The sequence below is a fragment of the Streptosporangium sp. NPDC003464 genome, assembly GCF_053588315.1.
Genome location: NZ_JBSFPS010000203.1, coordinates 1 through 18,997 on the forward strand (window position 1 = coordinate 1; position 18,997 = coordinate 18,997).

An 18,997-nucleotide genomic window follows, 5' to 3' on the forward strand; every position below is an offset into this window, starting at 1 on the left:
ACAACGCCCTCAACAACACCGAAGGCACCGCCGCCCAGCTCACCATCCACGCGACCACCGCCTACGGCGACATCACCGCCCGCAGCCTCTGACCCACAACCTCCGAGGAGCACCAGCATGAGGAATCTGGCCATCGCGGCGAACGGGCTGCGCAAGTCCTACGGCGACAAGGTCGTGCTCGACGGCGTCGACCTGACCGTCCCCGAAGGGACGATCTTCTCCCTGCTCGGCCCGAACGGCGCGGGCAAGACCACCACCGTCCAAATCCTCTCCACCCTGATCCCCGCCGACGGCGGCGCCGTCCAGGTCGCCGGCCATGACCTGGCCCGCAGGCCGGACGACGTGCGTGGCGCGATCGGTGTCACCGGCCAGTACTCGGCCGTCGACAAGCTGCTCACCGGCGAGGAGAACCTGCTCCTCATGGCCGACCTCAAGCACCTGTCCCGCAGGGACGGCAAGCGCAGGGCCGCCGAACTGCTCGCCCGCTTCGACCTGGTCGACGCGGCGCGCAGACCGGCCGGAACCTACTCCGGCGGCATGCAACGCCGGCTCGACCTGGCGATGACCCTGGTCGGCGACCCCCGCCTGATCTTCCTGGACGAGCCCACCACCGGCCTCGACCTGCGCAGCCGCCGCTCCATGTGGCAGATCGTGCGCGAACTCGTCGCGAGCGGCGTCACCATCTTCCTCACCACCCAGTATCTGGAGGAGGCCGACGAACTCGCCGACCGCATCGCCCTCCTCGACCACGGACGGCTGATCGCCGAAGGCACCGCCGAAGAGCTCAAGCGGCTCATCCCCGGTGGCCACATCGAGCTCACCTTCGCCGACACGCACCTGCTCGACTCCGCTCGCCACCTCATCGGCGCAGGGGTCGCCGACCCCGAGGCGCTCACCCTGCAGGTGCCGAGCGACGGCGGCGTCCGCGCGATCCGCGAACTGCTCGTCGTCCTGGACGAACGCTCGATCGACATCACCGACATGAGCGTCCACACCCCCGACCTCGACGACGTCTTCCTCACCCTCACCGGCCAGCAGAAGGAGGCCACCCGATGAGCACCCTCCCCCTCGCCATGCGCGACTCCTCCACCATGGTCCGGCGCCAGCTCAAGCGTCTGCTCCGCTACCCGTCCATGACCGTGCAACTGGTCGCCACGCCCGTCGTCCTCCTGCTCCTGTTCGTCTACGTCCTCGGCGGCACCCTCGGCGACGGACTCGGCGGCGGCCGCGACGCCTACGTCAACTACATCGTCCCCGGCATCCTGCTCATGGCGGCGGCCACCGCCGCGACCGGGACCGCCGTCATGGTCGCCACCGACATGACCGAAGGCATCATCGCCCGTTTCCGCACCATGCGGATCTCCCGGGCCTCGGTCCTCACCGGCCACGTCGTCGGCAGCGTCATCCAGCAACTGCTCGGCATGGCCGTCCTCATCGGCATCGCCCTCGCGATCGGCTTCAGCCCGAACGCCACCGCCGCCGAGTGGCTGGCCGCCACCGGCCTGCTCACCCTGTTCGCCGTGGCCATCACCTGGCTCGCGGTCGCCCTCGGCCTGAAGTCCCCGACCCCCGAGGCCGCCGGCAACGCCCCGATGCCCCTGATCCTGCTGCCCTTCCTAGGCAGCGGCTTCGTCCCCACCGACTCCATGCCCACCGCCCTGCGCTGGTTCGCCGAGTACCAGCCCTTCACCCCGATCATGGAAACCGTCCGCGGCCTCCTCCTCGGCACCCCGATCGGCAACAGCGCCGCCATCGCCACCGCCTGGTGCGCCGGCATCGCCGCCGTGTCCTACCTCTGGGCCAAGAACACCTTCAACAAGGCCTGACCATGAAACCGGCCGAACAGGGCCGTCGGACCAGTGGGTCCGACGGCCCTGAGCCTTTTCCCGCCCGGGGATCGCGGGAGACTTCCTTCCGCCCGGCGACGGCCAGGCGCCGGGACGCGCGGCGATGCGTCGCCCCTTGAGACCGCCGTCGTTGCTCGAGGACCCGCACCGAGCGGTTGGCCTGACCGGCTCTGACAGGCGCTGAGAGCGTGTGTCAGCCCATGATGCGCGTGGTGTCAGCGGTCACCGGCATCGTCTTGCCCAACGGGAGGGACGGACCGCCCGAGGCCACCTGACAAGGAGAACCCCGTCATGATCGCATTCGCCGCGGCGCTGCAACTGCTCATCGCGCCGGCCTTCCTGAGCATCCCGCTGGTGCGTCACCGCTACGGGAGCGACGCGAAGGCGAACGCGGAGGCGGAGCTGACCCGTCAGGGCGTCCACATCGCCGTGCTGGAGCAGAACAAGCTCAGCTTCGACGCCAGCGGTCACGAAACAGCCGTCCCGATCACGGTCGCCCTGGTGATGTCGGCGCCGGCCGTACTGAACCTGTCCGGGAGCGACCGGGGCCAGACGCTGTCCTGGGTCTTCCAGCCGATCGTCCTGGTCGGCAACTTCCTCATCATCTACAGCAACCTGACCGCCGCCTCATCGGTCAAGGCCGCCTTCGACCGTAAGGGCGACCCGGTTCTGGCGCGCGTCGACGTGCGGGCCCTGTTGAGGGCGGCCGAGCATGGCTTCCCCCGGTGGGTGATGCCCATCCTGCAGAACATCCGGCACGTCGTGGTGATCGGCGGCTCGCCCCTGGTGCTGGGTGTGCTGATCGCGCTCTGAGCGGGGGGGGAGGCTGATGGGTGCAGGTCGCCCTGCTCGGTCCGGTCAGAGCCTTCTCCGATGAGGCAGCACCGATCTCCGATGAGGCAGCGCCGATCGGCATCGGCGGTGTCCGGTTGTGAATGTCGCCGGCCAGATTCGCCCTTGAGGCGGGCCGTACGGTCTCCGGCGGCCTGCTCATCGACCGGCGATCCGGGCCGGACGGCTGCGGGCCGGCGGGCGGCTGCCGTCGGGGGCGTCCCCGCCGGCGGGGAATGCCTGGTATGGGTGGAACCATGGTCTTCTTGAGGCGGACGGTCCGAGTCGCCGTACTTACCCTTCTGGTCACCCCGATCATCGCCGTCACCACTGCCTCGCAGGCGGCGGCCGACGCGCGTAAGCGGCCACAGGCCGATGCCGGGGCGCCGGCCCGCCGCATGCTGGCCCAGCTGAAAGTCGCCGGTCCATTGTCGATCCGTGGTTACAGCCACCGGCGGTTCCAGCCCCGATGGGCGCACCACAGGGGCAGGTGCGACGCACGAGAGGTGGTCCTGGCCCGCGACGGGCGACGGGTGCGCAGGAACGCGGCCTGCCACCCGGTCAAGGGGGTCTGGTACAGCCCGTACGACGGCAAGTGGCTGAAAAGCGAGAAGCAGGTCGACGTCGACCACGTCGTGCCGCTGGCGTACGCCTGGCGCTCCGGCGCCAGCAGATGGAGCCAGGCGCGGCGGCGCGCCTTCGCCAACGACCTCACCCGCCCCGAGCTGGTGGTGGTCAGCCACTCCGTCAACATCGCCAAGGGCGCCCAGGGGCCGCAGAGCTGGCGGCCGCCACGCCGCAGCTACTGGTGCCGCTATGCGACCTCATGGATCACCGTGAAGCATCACTACCGGCTCTTCGTGACCAGGGAGGAGAAGGTGGCCCTGCTCAACATGCTCCGCACCTGCCGAAGGTAGTGGTTCCCGCGTCGGCGGTGATGAGGACCGCGGACGGCGAGGTCCGGGTCAACCGGCCGCGGTTCCTCCGGGCACCGCCCGTGGCGGCGTTGGACGCCTCTCCTTCCGGAGTGCCTGCCGCCGGAGCGCGCCTGAGGCCAGGAGGTACTGGGCGGCGATGTAGGTGGTCATCACCAGCGGACCGTGCAGCGGGAGGTCGATCCCGGCCAGCCCCAGCGCGATCAGCCCGTCCGAGAGCAGGAACAGCGCGCCGCCGGCTCCGGTCCGTCGGCCGTGCCAGGCGGAGGTGACGGCGGTCGCGGTGAGGATCAGGGAGTAGACGCCCACGGGGATCCGCAGGTCGCCCAGGCGCGGCCAGAGGGCGGCGACGAGGACCAGCCAGAGCACGCCGTACCCGATGAGGACCGCCCACCGCCGCCCGCCGCCTCCCCCTCCCCGCAGGAAGAACGTCACGTAGCACACATGCGCGACGGCGAAACAGACCATGCCCGCGACGAAGAGCCCGTCGATCTCGAGCGCGACGTCTCCCGCGGCGGAGGCGAGCAGACCCGCCGCGACCAGCCGTGGGCCGCTCCGGCTCAGCAGCCAGGCCGCCAGCAGCGGCATCAGCAGCGCCTTGCTCACCCACTCGACCGTGGTCAGGCCCGTGACCAGGGACAGCAGGTGGAGCGCCGAACAGGCCCAGAAAGCGGTCAGTAGATTACGGGACACGGGCGGACCCCTCGGCCGTGGGCGCGAGGCCCGACAGGACGTCGAACGGGGGTCCGCCGATTCCCATGGCCGCACTTGCCACGGCGCCCTCGGCGGAGCGGCCGGGTCCGCCGCCGTCCGGATGCGAACGGCAGGAAGGGATCTCCAGCACTGTGCGCGGGATGAATCCGGGTGCGGCCCGCAGAACGACATCCGGGATATTGGGCATGGCGGGATACTAGCGAGTAACTTACCGATCCGGTAAGAGCCGCCCAGCCTCCCTGCCGGTCCGGTAAGCGCCGCCCAGCTTCCCTTCCAGGGCCGCCGGCGACCTCGGGGCGGCGGAGTGATCGGCGCCGCCGACCAGCCAGGGCCGGCCTCGCCGAAGTCCGGCGACGCCGGCATGACCCCGGCGACTTCCTGATCCCGCTCCGGCGACTTCCCGATCCTCGCTTGCGCTGTCCGGTCCACAGAGTAGATAGTTCTTATACCGATAGCGAAACTATCCACTATCTATTTAGGGGAACAGGGATGCTTGCAGCGTTGGGACGGCTGGCGGGACGGCGCCGCTGGTGGGTCGTCACCGCCGCGGTGCTGTTGGCACTGCTGGGCGGCGTCTGGGGGACGGGGACCTTCGGCGCGCTGACCGGCGGGGCCGGGTTCGACGACCCGGGCAGTGAGTCGGTCCGCGCCGACGAGCTGCTGGCGGGCCCCCTGGGCCGGTGGTCCGCCGATCTCGTCGTGCTCTACGACAGCGAGAACGCCACCGTCGACGACCCCGAGTTCGCCGGCCCCGTCCGCAGGGCCCTGGACGGTGTGCCACGCGAGGGCATCGCGCGCCTGGAGTCGTACTGGCCGGCGAAGACCGGGCAGTACGTCTCCCACGACCGCCACGCCACCTACGTCACCGTTCAGTTCGCCGAGGACGGCGACCGGGAGCAGGTCGCCGAGCTGGCCAGGATCAAGGCGCGGTTCCAGGTGCCCGCCGCGTCCGGGATCACCGTCAGGTTCGGCGGCACCGTGGCCATGACCGAGCAGGTCAACGCGCGGACCGGGGGCGACATCGCGCGGGCCGAGATCCTCTCCGTGCCGGTCCTCCTGGTGCTGCTGCTGGTCGTCTTCCGCAGCGCCGTGGCGGCCGCCCTGCCGCTCGCGGTGGGCACGACGGTGGCGCTCGGCTCGCTGGCCGTCCTGCGGGTCCTGACCGCGTTCACCGAACTGTCCAGCTCCGTGATCAACGTGATCACCATTCTCGGGCTGGGGCTGGCCATCGACTACGCGCTGTTCATGGTCGGCCGGTTCCGGGAGGAGCTGGCCGCGGGGGCCGGCGTGGACGAGGCCGTGGAGCGCACCACCGCGACCGCCGGGCGGACGGTGGCCTTCTCCGGCCTGGCCGTGGCGATCTCCTTCGCCGGTCTGGCCCTGTTCCCCTCGCGTTTCCTCAGCTCCATGGGGTCCGCGGCGGTCTCGGTGGTGGTCTTCGCGGTGATCGGCTCCCTGACGCTGCTGCCCGCCCTGCTGCGGTTCGCCGGGCACCGCATCGACGCCTGGCGCGTCCCGCTGCCACGTCCCAGGGCCCGGGCCGCGGTCTCCGGGCGCGGGCGCTGGTACCGGATGGCACGCACCGTGATGCGCCGCCCCGGGCCGGCCACCGCCGCGCTCGTGCTCGTACTGGTGGGGCTGGGGGCACCGGCGCTCGGGGCGAACTGGGCGCGGCCGGCCGACTGGGTGCTGCCCGCGGACGCCGACGCGCGCGCCGTCACCGCGCAGCTCCGGCAGCGCTTCGACCGCGATCCGGCCAAGGTGGTCACCGCCGTGGTGACGATGCGTGAGGCCGCCGACGGGCAGGACGCCCGTCAGCGGCTGGACGCCTACGCCCGGCGGCTCGACGCGGTGGACGGCGTCGAGGGCGCGGCCGTGACCGGGACCCATGGATCGCTGGCCCGCCTCACCCTCTCCTACGCCATGGACCCGATGTCCCCCCAGGCCCGTGACATGGTCGCCCGGCTCCGGGCACAGGACCCGCCCGCGGACGCCGAGGTGCTGTTCACCGGCATGCCCGTCTCCCGGGTGGACATCGTGGACATGATCGGTGCGCGGGCGCCGTGGATGGCCCTGTTCGTCAGCCTGGTCTCGGCCGCCGTGCTGTTCCTGGCGTTCCGCTCGGCGGCACTGCCCCTGATCACCGTCTTCATGAGCGGGCTGTCCCTGCTGGCCGCCTTCGGCGTGGTCACGCTGATCTTCCAGGACGGCGTCGGGGCGGCGCTGCTGGGGTTCGAGCCGATCGGCGCGATCGACGCGAACTTCCCCGTGCTGATCGTGGCCATCGCCTTCGGGCTGGCCATGGACTACCAGGTGTTCATGCTCTCCCGCGTGCGCGAGCACTACGAGGCCACCGGCGACCCCGTGGAGGCGGTGGCGGTGGGCGCGCAGCGGACCGCCTCCGTGATCACCAGTGCCGGCCTGCTGCTGGCCGTGGTGGTCGGCGGGTTCGCCGCTTCGTCGATCATCTTCATGAAGATGATCGGTGTCGGGCTGGTCCTGGCCGTCGCGATCGACGTCTTCCTCGTCCGGGCGCTGTTGCTGCCCGCCGTCCTGGGGCTGCTCGGCCACCGGGCATGGTGGCCCAGGTCTCCCGCGGCCGGTGCGGGCGGGATCGGCGCGGCAGCCCGGACCGGGGCCCGGCTGCCCGCCCGACCGGACCAGGGTCACGCGGCACGGAGGTGAGCGGCGTGATCGCGGGCGAACTCGGCGAAGGCGCGGGCCTCGCGGCCGACCACGTCGGGGAAGTCCGTGGTGGTGAAGTCGCCCCAGCCGCCCGCGTAGGCCCTGCCGTACTCGACGCTGACCGCGGCGATCCACTCGGGTACACCGAATCCGATCATGGACTCGTAGACCTGCTCGTCCGGAAGGGACTGGTAGGTGATGGGGGCGCCGAGCACCGGTCCCAGGGTGGCGGCGGCCTCGTGCAGGGAGATCGCGGCCGGGCCGGTGAGGGTGTAGGTCTTGCCCGCGTGGGCCCGGGGGTCGGTCAGGACGCGCGCCCCGAAGTCGGCGATGTCGCGGACGTCGATCAGGCCCAGACGCCCCTCGCCGAGCCCGCCGTACAGGACGTCGCCGTTCACCGAACCGAGCAGGTTCTGCATGAAGAAGTGCGGCTTGATGATCGTCCAGTCGATGCCTGAGGCCCGCAACTCGTCGTCGGACAGGGCGTGCAGGCGGCCGTTGCGGGTGGGGGCGTCGTGGGCGGCGCCGACGGCCGACAGGCGCACGATGTGCCTGACCCCGGCCTGGCGGGCGGCCCAGACGGCGTTCATACTGGCGTGCGGCGCCTGGGGGCCCATCGCGGTGAGCAGCCACAGGGTGTCGACGCCGGAGAACGCCTCGGTCAGCGTGTCGGGCCGGTCCAGGTCGCCGACCGCCACCTCGACGCCGGGCAGCGCCGGAGCCTTGACCGGGTCGCGGACCAGAGCGCGTAGCTTGACGTCGGGGACGGCGCTCAAGGACCGGAGCAGGGCTCCGGAGACGTTGCCGTTGGCGCCGGTGATCAGGATGGTCATGGCAGTGGTCCCTTTCATGGTGTTCCGCGGTCGGGGGGCAGCCCGGCCGGTGGTGTTCCGCAGTACGGCCCGGTCCGTGGTGTTCCGCAGTACGGCCCGGTCCGTGGTGTTCCGCGGTGGGCGGCGGCGCCGCTCCCGGCGGTCAGTCGCCTTCCTCGGTGCCTTCCTCGGAGCTGACCAGTGCGTCGATCGCGGCGAAGAAGGCCGCGATCCCCGGCAGGTTGGCCCCCTTGGCGCGTGAGGCCGCGAAGTCCTCCGACGAGCGCCAGTCGACGATGTCCAGCCACTCGTCCTCGGCCAGGCGGATCAGCCGGGCGCCGAGGAACCCCGCGCGGTCGGCGCGGAAGTCCGCCAGCATGGCGGGCCGCGCTTCCAGCAGTGCTCCGGCGCGCTCCGGCGCCACTCGGAAACGGGTGATCTCCACGGTTGCCGTCATCGCTCTCTCCTGTCTCGGTGGTACAGCTCGACCATATAGTAAAATTTAGTGACCATCAAGATTGGTGACTAAATTAGAGTGAGGGGGTGGAGATGACGCGGAGCGCGCGCAAGCAGGCGGAGCCCGACCTCGGCATCCTGGCCGGCCAGGTCCTGTTCGCCATGCAGAAGGAGCTGTTCGAGACTCTCGCCGAGCAGGGACACCCCCGGCTGCGGCCGCGGCACGGTGCCGTGCTGGCCTATCTCGACGCGGAGGGCAGCCGCGCGACGGAGCTGTCCCGGCTGTCCGGCCAGCACAAGCAGGTGATCGGCACCCTCGTCGACGAGCTGGTCGAGCTGGGCTACGTGCGCCGTGAGCCCGACCCGGAAGACCGCCGGGCCAAGCTGGTGGTCCCCACCGCGCTCGGGCTGGACGAGATGACCCGTTCGGACGCCATCATGGCGGCCATCGAGCGGCGCCACGCGGCGGCCGTCGGCGAGCAGGTCTACGCCGACTTCAAAAACATTCTTCAGGAGGTCGCCCGGCTCCAGATCGGCTGGCGCGCGACCGGCGCCGACGCGGCCGACCGCTGAAAGGTCAGCGCGGCGCCGCCCCGGCCGTCCCGCCCGATCGCCCGGATTGCGGGATTGTCGGTGGCGGCTGGAATAGTCAGAGGGTGGTTCACACTTCCTCCCTCCTCCCCTGTCACGTCCGGCACCTGCCCGGCGGCGTGGTCGAGCTGATGCCGATCGTCATGCCCATGAACCTTGATCCCGCCCAGCGGCGGGCCCTCGCGGCCGAGCTCCTGCGCGGGCTCGACGGTGAGGACTACGCGTCCCACGCGCGCCGCGGTCTGGAGCTGTGCAACGCCTGAGTGGCCCGTGGCCAGACCGGCCGTCCAGGCGACCCGCGCGGGTCGGCCAGGGCACACCCGGGCGACCACCTCGGCCCGTGGGCGCCGGCGGCCGGAGTGGAGGGGCCGGGGCCCCACCGGCTCACTGCCGCGCGCCGACGGCCTCCGCCGGGTGCTCCCGCAGCAGGAGCCGGGCCGGGAGCACGGTCGCCACCAGGGCGAGGACCGCCGCGGCGGCGACCACCGCGACATAGCCGAGCGGGTCGACGTACGGCACGGCCGAGCCGGTCATGCCCAGGCTGAACGCCGCCAGTGTGACCAGCGCGATCCCCGTGCCGAGGACCACCGCGACCACGACCGCCACGAGCGTCTCCAGCCGGAGCATCCGCAGCACCTGCCGCCGTGTGGTGCCGACAAGGCGGAGCAGCGCCAGCTCGCGAGACCTGTCCGAGGTCGACATGGCCAGCGTGTTGACCACGGCGATCGCGGTGAAGGCGACGATCAGGCCCATCGCCACGTAGTTGACCCCGGCGTTGGACGCCACCGCCTCGACCGCCTGGGCCCGGTCGAGCACGACGGCCCCGGGGGCCGCCCCGGCGATCGCGGCGCGGGACACGGAGGGCGCCGAGACGAGCAGGGTCCCGAGCGGGTCGTCCACGTGCTGGGCCACCAGCGCGTGGGGGAGGGTGAGCTCGCCGAAGCCCAGGCCGCGGGCGTAGATCGCGACGACCCCGAGCGTGACCGGGGTGCCGTCGCCCAGCGTGAGGCTCACCCGGCCGCCGACGGCGGCGCCGAGCCGCCCGGCCGCGTTCTCGCTGACCGCGATGTCCCCCTGGCCGAGACGGTCGAGCGAGCCCGACACCACGTCCAGGTCGACCGTCCGGTCCAAGCCGTCGGCGGTCACCGCCTGCGCGCCGTACTTGTCGAGACCGACCCGCACCGAGGTGTGCAGCACCTCGGTGACCGCCTCGACGCCGGGCATCTCCCGCAGCGCCCGCGCGACGACGCCCGGGACCCGCGGGCCGAGGACGTAGTCGGCGCGGCTGCCTGCGCCGGCCTGCTCCTGCGCGGCGTGCCCCATCGTGGTCTGGACGGACAGGATCGTGCAGGTCATCGCGGTCATCAGGCCGAGCGACGTGACGACGGACGCCAGCCGCGCGGAGCCGGCGCGCAGGTTGGCCGCGGCCAGGTGACCGCCGGCCCCGGCCGCCCGCAGCAGCGGCCCGAGCAGGGCCGTCGCCGCCCGCGCGACGACCGGGCCGAGCAGCGCCACGGCGGCCGTCCACACCAGCGCGGTGAGCATGGTGACCGGGCTGGAGGCCGCCTCGGTCGACAGCGCCGACAGCAGGAGGGTCAGCGCGACGCCGCCGCCGGTGAGGAGCAGACCGGCGACCGTCCGGGCCCGGGGCAGCCGCGCCGCCGGCAGGGCCGCCTCGCCGAGCGCCTCCACGGGCCGGATCCTGATGACCCGCCGGGCGGACAGGAGCGCCGCGGCCCACGCGGCCAGCACGGTGGCCGCCAGCGCGACGATCACCGGGAACGGGCTGACCACCAGCCGCAGGTGCTCGGGCATCGCGCCCAGCGCCACGAACCTGGAGCGCAGCCAGAAGCCCAGCCCGACACCCGCGCCGGAACCGATGAGCCCGGCGACGCCGGCGACCAGCAGGGCCTCGCCGCCGAGCAGCCTGCGCACCTGTCCCGGGGTGGCCGCGACGGCGCGCAGCAGGGCGATCTCCCGTCGGCGCTGCTGGATGGACAGGGAGAACGTGCCGGTCACGACGAGGACCGCGACGAGCAGCGACGTGCCGCCCAGCGCGCCGCCCAGGCTGACCAGCGTCGCCCGTGCCTTCTCGGCGTCGAGGAACTCGACCGTGCCTCGGCCGTCCCCGGTGTGGGCGAGCGCCTTGACGTCCTTCAGCGCGGCGGACACGTCCACCTGCGGGAAGACGCCGATGGCGCTGACCTGCCCCGGCCGGCCGGCCAGCCGGCGGGCCTCGGCGGGGGCGAAGAAGAGCGTGGCCTGGCCGGGCAGGGCCTGCGCGGTGACGCCCGCCACCCGGTAGCTCCGCGCTCCCTCCCCGGTCACCACGTCCAGCCGGGCGCCCACGGCCAGGCCCGAACGGGCGTCCACGACCACCTCGTCACCGGCCCGCGGCCCGCGGCCCGAACGCAGCGTGAACGGGGTGAGCGCGGCCGACTCCCAGCCGTGGCCCTGTGCCCGGCCCGCCCCGGTGTAGACGGGGAAGATCACTTCGGTGACCACCCGCTCGACCCCGGGGACCCGGCGCAGCCGCTCGGCCAGCGAGGCGGGGATCCACGCCCGTTCGGCCAGCGGCTTGGCCTTGGTCTTCGACTTCCCCTCGGATCCGCCGACCGTCCGGCGGACGGACTGGTCACCGGCCACGATCACCGGGGCGCCCGCGTAGCGCTCGGGCGCGACGGCGCCGCGCAATCCGGTCTCCAGCAACATCCCGCAGGCGCAGACCAGCGCGGCGGCGCAGAGCAGGGCCACGAAGGCGCCCGCGAACCCGGCCTTGCGGTGCCGGAGTGTCCGCAACGCGAACCCGATCATCACTTCCACGCCCCCAGCCTCGTCATCCGCTCGGCGACCTTCTCGGAGGTCGGCGCGGCCATGGCGTCCACGATCCGGCCGTCGGCCAGGAACAGGACGGTGTCGGCGTACGACGCCGCCACCGGGTCGTGCGTCACCATGACCACCGTCTGGCCCATCCCGTCGACGACCTCGCGCAGCAGCGTCAGCACGTCGCGGGCGGTCATCGTGTCGAGCGCGCCCGTCGGCTCGTCGCCGAACACCACCTCGGGCCTGGTGACCAGCGCCCGCGCGATCGCCACCCGCTGCTGCTGGCCGCCGGAGAGCTGGGCCGGCAGGTGGCCGGTCCGGCCCTCCAGGCCGACCCGCCGCACGACCTCGGCCAGCCACGCGCTGTCCACGCGGACGCCGGCCAGCCGCAGGGGGAGCGTGACGTTGTCGAGCACGGTGAGCGACGAGACCAGGTTGAACGCCTGGAACACGAACCCGACCCGCTGCCTGCGCAGCACCGTCAGCGCCGTCTCGTCCATCCCGGCCAGTTCGGTGCCGCCCAGCCGTACCGAGCCGGAGGAGGGCACGTCCAGCCCGGCCGCGCAGTGCAGGAACGTGCTCTTGCCCGATCCGGAGGGGCCCATCACCGCGGTGAAGCTCCCCCGGGCGAAGGCCGCCGACACCTCGCGCAGGGCGGCCACGGCCCCCTGGCCTTTCCCGTACACCTTGCTCACCGCGTCCAAGCGCACCGCATCCGTCATGGCTCCAACCCTGCCGACCTGCTGCGACGCGGGCCAGAGACGCGATCACGCGTGCATCATGACGTCATCATGATCCGGACACTGATAGACATATGCCTGTGATTCGCGTGCTTCTGGCAGAGGATCAGCACGTCATCAGGGGAGCCCTGGTCGCGCTGCTCGGCCTCGAACCGGACCTTGAGGTCGTCGCCGCGGTCGAGTCCGGCGACGCCGTCGTCCCCTCGGCCCTGATCCACCGTCCGGACGTCGCGGTGCTCGACATCGACATGCCCGGCACCCTGGACGGCCTGGCCGCCGCGGCCGTGCTCCGCGCCGAGCTGCCCGGCTGCCGGGTGCTCATGCTGACCGGGTACGGCAAGCCCGGGCACCTGCGCAGGGCGCTCGGCGCGCAGGTGGACGGGTTCCTGCTGAAGACCGCGCCGCCCGAGGAGCTGGTCTCCGGGATCCGCAAGGTGGCGGGCGGGGAGCGGGTGCTCGATCCCTCGCTCGCGGTCACCGCGTGGGATCTGGCCGACAACCCGCTCACCCCCCGCGAGGCCGACGTGCTCCGGCTGGCGGCCGAGGGGGCGGAGGCCACCGAGATCGCCGGGCGGCTCTATCTGAGCGCGGGGACGGTGCGCAACTACCTCACCACGATCGTCACCAAGCTCAACGCCCGCAACCGTACCGACGCCGTCCGCATCGCCTCCGAGGCCGGCTGGATCTGACCGGCTCCGGAGGCCGGCCGGTCCGGCCGGGGAGAGGCGCTCCGGCGGGTCCGTGGGGCGCCCAGGCGTCCAGCTCGAACCAGCCGTCGTCCGCTCCGGCCGTGAGCGTCCCGTCCAGGGCCGCCAGGCGGGTCGTCAGGTTGCCGATCCCCGACGACCCCCTCCTGCCGGTGGAGGGGGGCGCCCCGTCGTTCCGGACGCGGAGCCGTACCCCGCCGCCCCCCGGCTCCGTCGAGATCGCGCAGGAGCGGGCGGCGCTGTGCCGCAGCACGTTGGTCACCGCCTCCCGGAGCACCGCGCTCAGCACGGTCTCGACCTCGGCGGGGAGCGCGCCGTGCGCCAGGTCGACCGCTGTCTCGATGCCCGCGGCGGCCAGCACCGACCGCGCCGACTCCGCCTCCACGGCCAGGGACATGCCGTGCGCGTCGCCGGAGACGGCCCGCACGTCCGCCTCGGCCCGCCCGGTCATGGTCAGTACGTCCTCCAGTTCGGCGCGGGCCGGTCCGGGTCCCAGGCGGCGGGCGAGCTCGCACTTGAGCAGGATCGCGGCCAGGCTGTGCCCGAGCAGGTCGTGGAGGTCACGGGCGGCGCGCAGGCGTTCCTCGACGACCGCCGAGCGGGCGAGCTCCTCCCGGGCGGCCTGGAGCTCCTTCACGAGCTGGGCCAGGCGCTGCAGGCTGTAGACGACCAGGCCGGTCACCAGCGTGCTCACGACGTAGTTGACCGTCAACGGGAGCGGCAGGCCGAGCAGTACGGCCATCACCCCGACACTCGCCGTCACGCAGGCGACCAGCGGCACGGCCACCGCCCAGGGGAGGGCGAGCAGGAGCGGCCCGGCGAGGAAGCCCGCCACGCCCAGCCACGTGCGCCCGAACACGGCGACCGGCAGGTAGGTGAGCAGCGCCATCAGGACGAGCGCCACCGTGTGCCGCCCGTTGACCGAGCGGAGCTGCATGACGACGATCGCGGCGAGGCAGGCGGCGGCGGGCAGGGCCAGGTCCGCGGGGACGGCCAGCAGCGCCTTGATCGAGAAACCCACCAGCACGGCGCCCAGCAGGGCGACGGAGAGCCCGTAGGCGCTCCGGTCCTCGGCCGCCGCCACGGGCCTGCGGACGTCGGGGAGCATGACGTCGACGACCAGCCGGCCCTCGGGGGTGAGCCCGGTGGACAGGGTGCCGCCCGCGGCGGCGATCTGGGCGGGCAGGTCGCCCAGATTCTCGTCCTCGGCGGTGGGCGCGTCGTCGCTGACGACGCGGAGCCCCGCCCTCCCGTCCTCGGCGACCGTCTCGATCAGGCACGTCCTGGCCGTGCCCCGCCGCACGATCTCGGTCACGGCCTCCCGAAGCACGGTGGCCAGCAGCGCGCCCGCGGGCCCCAGCGGCTCCGCGTGACCGATGCGCACCTCCACCGGCACCCCGGCGGCGGCCAGCATCGCGCGGGCGGTGGCCACCTCGGGCGCCAGCGACATGGCCCGGTAGCCGGCCGCGGCGTTCCTGGCGTCGGCCAGGCAGGCGCGGGCGGTGCCGACGACCTCGCCGAGCACCTCCGCCACGCGGTCCGGCTCCTCAAGGGCCAGCCGGACACCCCTGGTGATCTCGGCGAGCCCCCTGCCGAGACCGTCGCTGAGCCCGGCGGCGATCCGCAGCCGCTCCTGCGCGACCGCGGCCATCGCCAGGGCGAGCCGGGCGGCGTGCACCTCGTCGACCCGCTCGGTGAGCCTGGTGAGGCCGTAGACGACCAGGCTGATCAGCACCATGCTGATCGCGGAGTCCGCGGGCCCGATCAGGGCGGCGCTGAGCACGACGGGCAGGACGAGCGGCCACCACGGCGTCAGCAGCAGCGATCCGCCCAGGAAGCCGAGGATCCCGACGGACGTGCCGGAGCCGAGCGTCGCGGCGTAGACGGCCGCGGCCTGTACGGCGAGCAGCCACCATCCCCTGAACCTCCGCAGGGAGGGGAACACGTAGCAGAGCTGGAGCCCGAAGACCACGATCGCGAGCGGCGAGCCGGCGAAGACGTAGACGGCCGCGAACCCCGCCAGCACCACGGTGACGATCCCCCGTGCCAGACCAGTCATCCGGCTCCCCCAAGTGCGCAGACCAGGGCAGAAGCCTAGTGCTCGGCACGATGGTGACGGACAGCCGGTCAAGCGGCCAGAACGGCCGGGGCGGTCAGGACGAGAGGGCGGTCAAGCGGCCAGAACGGCCGGGACGGCCGGAGCGGTCAGGACGGGAGAGGGCGGTCAGGACGGGAGGGGGCGCGACCCGCGGCCGACCGGCCGGACGGACGTGGACGGCCGCGGGTCCGGGGCTCACCCGGCGAGGCGGGCCAGGAGCGCCCGGCTCTCCTCCTCCAGATGCGTGAGACCGAGGTCGCGGTGCGTCTCAAGTGCGGCGCGGGCGTGGTCGCGGGCCGCCGCCGTACGGCCCAGCCGCCCGGCCAGCTCGGCGAGGACCAGGTGGGTGGAGCCCCAGCCCGCACTGCCCATCCCGGCGACGATCAGCTGGTCCGCGTACGGCAGGAGCCTGTCGTAGCACTCCCCGGGATCGGGGACCCCCAGCCTGGCGGCGACCAGCCCCCAGACGGGGATGAGGAAGTCGGCGATCCAGTCCTCCCCGACCTCGGTGCCCCAGCGCCCGACGAGCTCACGGGCCAGATCGGGCCGGCCCGCCTCAAGGGCGGCCAGGACCGCGACCGGCCGGAGCGGGACCAGCTGCGGATCCTCGGCCGCGGCGACCAGCTCGTCGACGACCTCGGCGGCCCGGCCCTGCCCCCGCCTGCACGTGTAGGTCGTCACCAGCAGGCGGAAGCGCTCACCCCAGCGGCTGGAGCCGAACCGCATCGCGCCGAACCTGCCCAGCAGCGACTCCGCCTCCTCCCACCGCCCGTCGAGGGTACGGCGGGCGGTCTCGGCGATGCGCACCATCCCCTCGAGCTCCGGGCGGGGCGCCTGGCCCAGCAGCCGCCGGCAGCGGGCCAGGTCACGGTCCCATCCGGCCAGGTCCCCCATGCGCAGCAGGCACGCCATCCGGGAGATCCTGGCCACCAGCTCGGCCGCCCGCGGCAGGCCCGGCAGGGCGAGCATCTCCTCGGCCGCCCGCAGCCGCTCCGGAGTGCTGCCGGGGACCCAGACCGCGGTCATGTAGTTGTTGAGGGTGCGGGCGAGCAGCGCGGTGTCCCCCACCCGGCGGGCGATCTTCACCGCCTCGGCCGCGTGCCGTTCCCCCTCGGCGCGGCGCGGCCCGTAGTACAGCTCCAGGGCGAGCGTGCCCAGCAGCGCCGCCCGGTCGCGCTCGGTCAGCGGCCCGGCCAGCAGGTCCTCGATCACCTCGACCATCCGCCCGTCCACCTCGCCGTAGGAACGCCAGTGCCACATGGCCGGCCCGCCGAGCACGGTGATCGCGGAGACCAGCGCCGCCCGGTCCCCCGCCCGCAGGGCCAGCTCGACCGCCTCCTCCAGGTCGCGGTGGGCCGCCTCGGCCTGGCCCACGGTACGGCGGGCCTCTCCCAGCCCGGCCAGCAGCGTGGACCTGGCCACGCCGTCACCCGGCGGCAGCGCCGCCAGCGCGAGCTCCCAGAACTCCACGGCCTCGGTGTAGGCGAGCTGCGCCGTCGCGTGCCGGGCCGCCCGGGAGGCGTGCTCCACCGCCTTGGCCGCGCCGCCCACCTTCGCGGCCAGGGCGAAGTGGTGGGCCAGCGTGGCCGACTCGGCCTCGGGCAGCAGGGGCTCCAGCGCCCGGCCCGCCCTGAGGTGCAGCCGGGCCCGCTCCAGGCGGCTCAGCCCGGCATACAGCGCGTCGCGCACCAGCGCGTGGGAGAAGCGGTAGTCGAAGCCGCCGGGCGTCTCGGCCAGCAGGCCGGTCGCCACCGCCGGTTCCAGCAGCGACATCACCGGCTCGGCGGGGAGGCCGGTGATGGCGCCGAGCAGGTCGACGTCCACCTCGCGGCCGGTCACCGCGGCGGCGCGCAGCAGCTCGCGCGTCTCCTCCGGGAGCCGGGCGACACGGCGTTCGATGACGTCGCGTGCCCCCGGGGGGACGGCGTCCAGCAGGCCGTGCTCGCTCTCCCGCAGGCGCAGCAGCTCTCCGAGGTAGAAGGGGTTCCCGCCGGTCCGCTCCAGCAGCAGGGCGACCAGCTCCGGCGCCCCGTCGATCCGCCGCGAGCGCAGGTAGGACGAGACGCCGGCGGCGTCGAACGGGTCCAGCGCCACCCGTTCGGTCGCCTGCTCCCTGGACAGCGCGGCGAGGGTGTCGCGCAGCTGCCCGGGGTGCTCGCCGGGCTCGGGGCGGAGCGTGGCCACCACCAGCACCGGGTGGCCGGCCAGCTCGCCGGCGACGAAGCTCAGCAGTCCGAGCGAGGAGGCGTCGGCCCAGTGCAGATCCTCCAGGAGCACCAGCAGCGGCCCGCCGGTCGAGGTCAGCACGGACACGACCCGCCCGTACAGCTCGAACAGCGCCGCGTCGGGGTCCTGGCCGCGCGGCGTCTCACCCGTGAGCAGGCCCGCGTCGGCCCCGAGCGCGCGCAGCACCTGGGTCCAGGGCCAGAAGGCGGGGGCCGTACCGTCGACGGAGCGGCCCCAGGCCGTTCCGAAACCGCGCGCGGCCGCCTGGTCGGCCGCGGCCTGGGCGAGCCGGGTCTTACCGATCCCCGCCTCCCCGGTGATCAGCACGGTGCCGCCGTGGCCGCGCCGTACCTCCGCCAGCCGCTCCTCCAGCCGCAGGAGCTGCTCCTGCCGTGCCACCAGCCCCTCCCGCGCCCGCGCCGCGACCGGCCCCTCCCCGGCCGCCGTCCCGGCGGGCCAGGGCGCGACGGCCGCGACGGGCGGCGGGGCGGGGACGGTGGACGTGCCGGAGCCGTCGGGGGCGGCGGGCGTGCCGAGGACGGCGGGCGCGACGGGCCGCGCCTCAAGCCCGCTCGCCTGCTCGAACACCGCCTGTTCCAGCCGCCGCAGCTCGGGGCCCGGCTCGATGCCGAGGTCGCCGGCGAGCCTGGCGCGGACCCTGCGGAGCGCGGCCAGCGCGTCGGCCTGCCGGCCCGCCCGGTACAGCGCCAGCACCAGCAGCCCCCACAGCCGCTCCCGGTAGGGGTACGTCTCCACCAGCGCCTCCAGGTCCGGCACGCACGTGCCGCTCTCGCCCAGCGCCAGCCTGGCCTCGAACCTGTCCTCGACGGCGGTGTCACACAGCTCGCCCAGCCGCGCCACGACCGGCTGGGCGAACTCCTGGTCGGCGAACTCCCCCAGCGGGTCCCCCCGCCACAGATCCAGCGCCCGCTCCAGCACCCGGAGCGCCTCGGCGTGCGCGCCCCGCGCCAGCGCCCTGCGGCCCTCGGCGGCCCAGGCGGTGAAGCGGGTCAGGTCGACCTGGCCGGGAGCGACGGCCAGCAGGTAGCCGGGTTCGCGGGTGAGCAGGATCCGGGGCGGCATGCGGGGCGGCCGGTCCGGCTCCAGCACCTTGCGCAGGTGCGCGATGTAGGCCTGGAGCGTCCTGGTCGCGCCCGCGGGCGGCTCACCGGTCCACAGCTCGTCGATCAGCCGGTCGAGTGAGACCACCCGGCCGGGCTCCAGGGCCAGCATCGCCACCAGCGCGCGCTGCTTGCGGGTGCCCAGGTCGAGCGGCCGGCCCAAGCCGTCGGCCACCTCAAGCGGACCGAACAGCCGGAAGGTCATATCGGTCGGCATACGCCCTCTTTCATCGTCTTACATCGGTACCTCAACTGGACCCCAGCTCGATCCCATACCGACCGGCCCAAACTAGGACCAACGGAAGGAGAGATCATGAACGAGCTGAGGAACGCGGTCCGGGGCCGGGTCCTGGTGGCGGGCGACGAGGGGTTCGAGCAGGCCGGGCGGCCGTGGAACCTGGCGGTGGAGCA

At 73.5% G+C, this 18,997-nt stretch carries 15 protein-coding genes; 8 read left to right on the plus strand and 7 right to left on the minus strand.

From position 1 onward, the window contains the following. Positions 1 to 117: 117 nt before the first annotated feature. The 4 genes from ACWDS7_RS34120 to ACWDS7_RS34135 all read left to right on the plus strand — a co-directional run bounded on the left by ACWDS7_RS34120 (position 118) and on the right by ACWDS7_RS34135 (position 3,595). The gene (locus ACWDS7_RS34120; protein ID WP_451932613.1) at positions 118 to 1,056 is read left to right on the plus strand and encodes an ATP-binding cassette domain-containing protein; all 939 of its coding nucleotides are present in this window, start codon (positions 118 to 120) and stop codon (positions 1,054 to 1,056) included. Further along, on the plus strand, positions 1,053 to 1,826 hold the full coding sequence (locus ACWDS7_RS34125; RefSeq protein ID WP_451932614.1) for an ABC transporter permease: 774 nt from the start codon (positions 1,053 to 1,055) through the stop codon (positions 1,824 to 1,826). Before ACWDS7_RS34120 ends, ACWDS7_RS34125 begins: the two co-directional genes overlap by 4 nt. 312 nt (positions 1,827 to 2,138) lie before the next feature. Then, complete coding sequence (locus tag ACWDS7_RS34130; protein ID WP_451932615.1) at positions 2,139 to 2,660, plus strand: hypothetical protein; 522 nt, start codon at positions 2,139 to 2,141, stop codon at positions 2,658 to 2,660. Positions 2,661 to 2,935: 275 nt separating this feature from the next. Further along, a complete protein-coding gene (locus ACWDS7_RS34135) occupies positions 2,936 to 3,595 on the plus strand; it encodes an HNH endonuclease family protein (protein WP_306861244.1) in 660 nt (219 codons plus the stop codon). A 48-nt stretch (positions 3,596 to 3,643) separates the two neighbouring features. Here ACWDS7_RS34135 and ACWDS7_RS34140 read toward each other — a convergent pair whose 3' ends face one another. Beyond that, positions 3,644 to 4,306, minus strand: coding sequence for a lysoplasmalogenase (locus tag ACWDS7_RS34140; RefSeq protein WP_451932616.1), 663 nt, complete (start codon positions 4,304 to 4,306; stop codon positions 3,644 to 3,646). Between the two features lie 510 nt (positions 4,307 to 4,816). Here ACWDS7_RS34140 and ACWDS7_RS34145 point away from each other — a divergent pair. After that, positions 4,817 to 7,012: an MMPL family transporter gene (locus ACWDS7_RS34145; protein ID WP_451932617.1), complete on the plus strand. Its 2,196-nt coding sequence runs from the start codon at positions 4,817 to 4,819 to the stop codon at positions 7,010 to 7,012. Here ACWDS7_RS34145 and ACWDS7_RS34150 read toward each other — a convergent pair. After that, complete coding sequence (locus ACWDS7_RS34150) at positions 6,994 to 7,845, minus strand: SDR family oxidoreductase (protein WP_451932618.1); 852 nt, start codon at positions 7,843 to 7,845, stop codon at positions 6,994 to 6,996. The genes ACWDS7_RS34145 and ACWDS7_RS34150 overlap by 19 nt on opposite strands. A gap of 142 nt (positions 7,846 to 7,987) precedes the next feature. Continuing rightward, positions 7,988 to 8,281, minus strand: coding sequence for an antibiotic biosynthesis monooxygenase (locus ACWDS7_RS34155; RefSeq protein WP_451932619.1), 294 nt, complete (start codon positions 8,279 to 8,281; stop codon positions 7,988 to 7,990). A gap of 92 nt (positions 8,282 to 8,373) precedes the next feature. Here ACWDS7_RS34155 and ACWDS7_RS34160 point away from each other — a divergent pair, with 92 nt between their 5' ends. Together ACWDS7_RS34160 and ACWDS7_RS34165 are read left to right on the plus strand one after the other, a co-directional pair. Next, positions 8,374 to 8,853 carry a MarR family winged helix-turn-helix transcriptional regulator gene (locus tag ACWDS7_RS34160; RefSeq protein WP_306875438.1) on the plus strand — a complete coding sequence of 160 codons (480 nt, stop codon included), beginning with the start codon at positions 8,374 to 8,376 and terminating at the stop codon, positions 8,851 to 8,853. Positions 8,854 to 8,936: 83 nt separating this feature from the next. Beyond that, positions 8,937 to 9,134: a hypothetical protein gene (locus ACWDS7_RS34165; protein ID WP_451932620.1), complete on the plus strand. Its 198-nt coding sequence runs from the start codon at positions 8,937 to 8,939 to the stop codon at positions 9,132 to 9,134. Between the two features lie 121 nt (positions 9,135 to 9,255). Here the strand turns inward: ACWDS7_RS34165 and ACWDS7_RS34170 are convergent, their stop codons facing one another. Together ACWDS7_RS34170 and ACWDS7_RS34175 are read right to left on the minus strand one after the other, a co-directional pair. Continuing rightward, positions 9,256 to 11,685, minus strand: coding sequence for an FtsX-like permease family protein (locus tag ACWDS7_RS34170; RefSeq protein ID WP_451932624.1), 2,430 nt, complete (start codon positions 11,683 to 11,685; stop codon positions 9,256 to 9,258). Further along, complete coding sequence (locus ACWDS7_RS34175; protein ID WP_451932621.1) at positions 11,685 to 12,416, minus strand: ABC transporter ATP-binding protein; 732 nt, start codon at positions 12,414 to 12,416, stop codon at positions 11,685 to 11,687. Before ACWDS7_RS34175 ends, ACWDS7_RS34170 begins: the two co-directional genes overlap by 1 nt. Positions 12,417 to 12,514: 98 nt before the next feature. On the opposite strand from ACWDS7_RS34175, the gene ACWDS7_RS34180 reads away from it, so the two are divergent. Further along, entirely contained in the window at positions 12,515 to 13,123 is a 609-nt protein-coding gene (locus ACWDS7_RS34180) for a response regulator transcription factor (protein WP_306861257.1), read from the plus strand. On the opposite strand, the gene ACWDS7_RS34185 is transcribed toward ACWDS7_RS34180, so the two are convergent. Then, a complete protein-coding gene (locus ACWDS7_RS34185) occupies positions 13,065 to 15,200 on the minus strand; it encodes a histidine kinase (RefSeq protein WP_451932622.1) in 2,136 nt (711 codons plus the stop codon). The two genes, ACWDS7_RS34180 and ACWDS7_RS34185, sit on opposite strands and share 59 nt — an antisense overlap. A 234-nt stretch (positions 15,201 to 15,434) precedes the next feature. Further along, positions 15,435 to 18,803: a BTAD domain-containing putative transcriptional regulator gene (locus ACWDS7_RS34190; protein WP_451932623.1), complete on the minus strand. Its 3,369-nt coding sequence runs from the start codon at positions 18,801 to 18,803 to the stop codon at positions 15,435 to 15,437. Between the last annotated feature and the right edge of the window lie 194 nt (positions 18,804 to 18,997).

Coding starts and splice junctions, on each gene's coding strand:
- ACWDS7_RS34135 (WP_306861244.1), top strand. CDS start 2,936: ATGGTCTTCTTGAGGCGGACGGTCCGAGTCGCCGTACTTACCCTTCTG.
- ACWDS7_RS34145 (WP_451932617.1), top strand. CDS start 4,817: ATGCTTGCAGCGTTGGGACGGCTGGCGGGACGGCGCCGCTGGTGGGTC.
- ACWDS7_RS34155 (WP_451932619.1), bottom strand. CDS start 8,281: ATGACGGCAACCGTGGAGATCACCCGTTTCCGAGTGGCGCCGGAGCGC.
- ACWDS7_RS34150 (WP_451932618.1), bottom strand. CDS start 7,845: ATGACCATCCTGATCACCGGCGCCAACGGCAACGTCTCCGGAGCCCTG.
- ACWDS7_RS34130 (WP_451932615.1), top strand. CDS start 2,139: ATGATCGCATTCGCCGCGGCGCTGCAACTGCTCATCGCGCCGGCCTTC.
- ACWDS7_RS34190 (WP_451932623.1), bottom strand. CDS start 18,803: ATGCCGACCGATATGACCTTCCGGCTGTTCGGTCCGCTTGAGGTGGCC.
- ACWDS7_RS34125 (WP_451932614.1), top strand. CDS start 1,053: ATGAGCACCCTCCCCCTCGCCATGCGCGACTCCTCCACCATGGTCCGG.
- ACWDS7_RS34160 (WP_306875438.1), top strand. CDS start 8,374: ATGACGCGGAGCGCGCGCAAGCAGGCGGAGCCCGACCTCGGCATCCTG.
- ACWDS7_RS34175 (WP_451932621.1), bottom strand. CDS start 12,416: ATGACGGATGCGGTGCGCTTGGACGCGGTGAGCAAGGTGTACGGGAAA.
- ACWDS7_RS34185 (WP_451932622.1), bottom strand. CDS start 15,200: ATGACTGGTCTGGCACGGGGGATCGTCACCGTGGTGCTGGCGGGGTTC.
- ACWDS7_RS34120 (WP_451932613.1), top strand. CDS start 118: ATGAGGAATCTGGCCATCGCGGCGAACGGGCTGCGCAAGTCCTACGGC.
- ACWDS7_RS34170 (WP_451932624.1), bottom strand. CDS start 11,685: ATGATCGGGTTCGCGTTGCGGACACTCCGGCACCGCAAGGCCGGGTTC.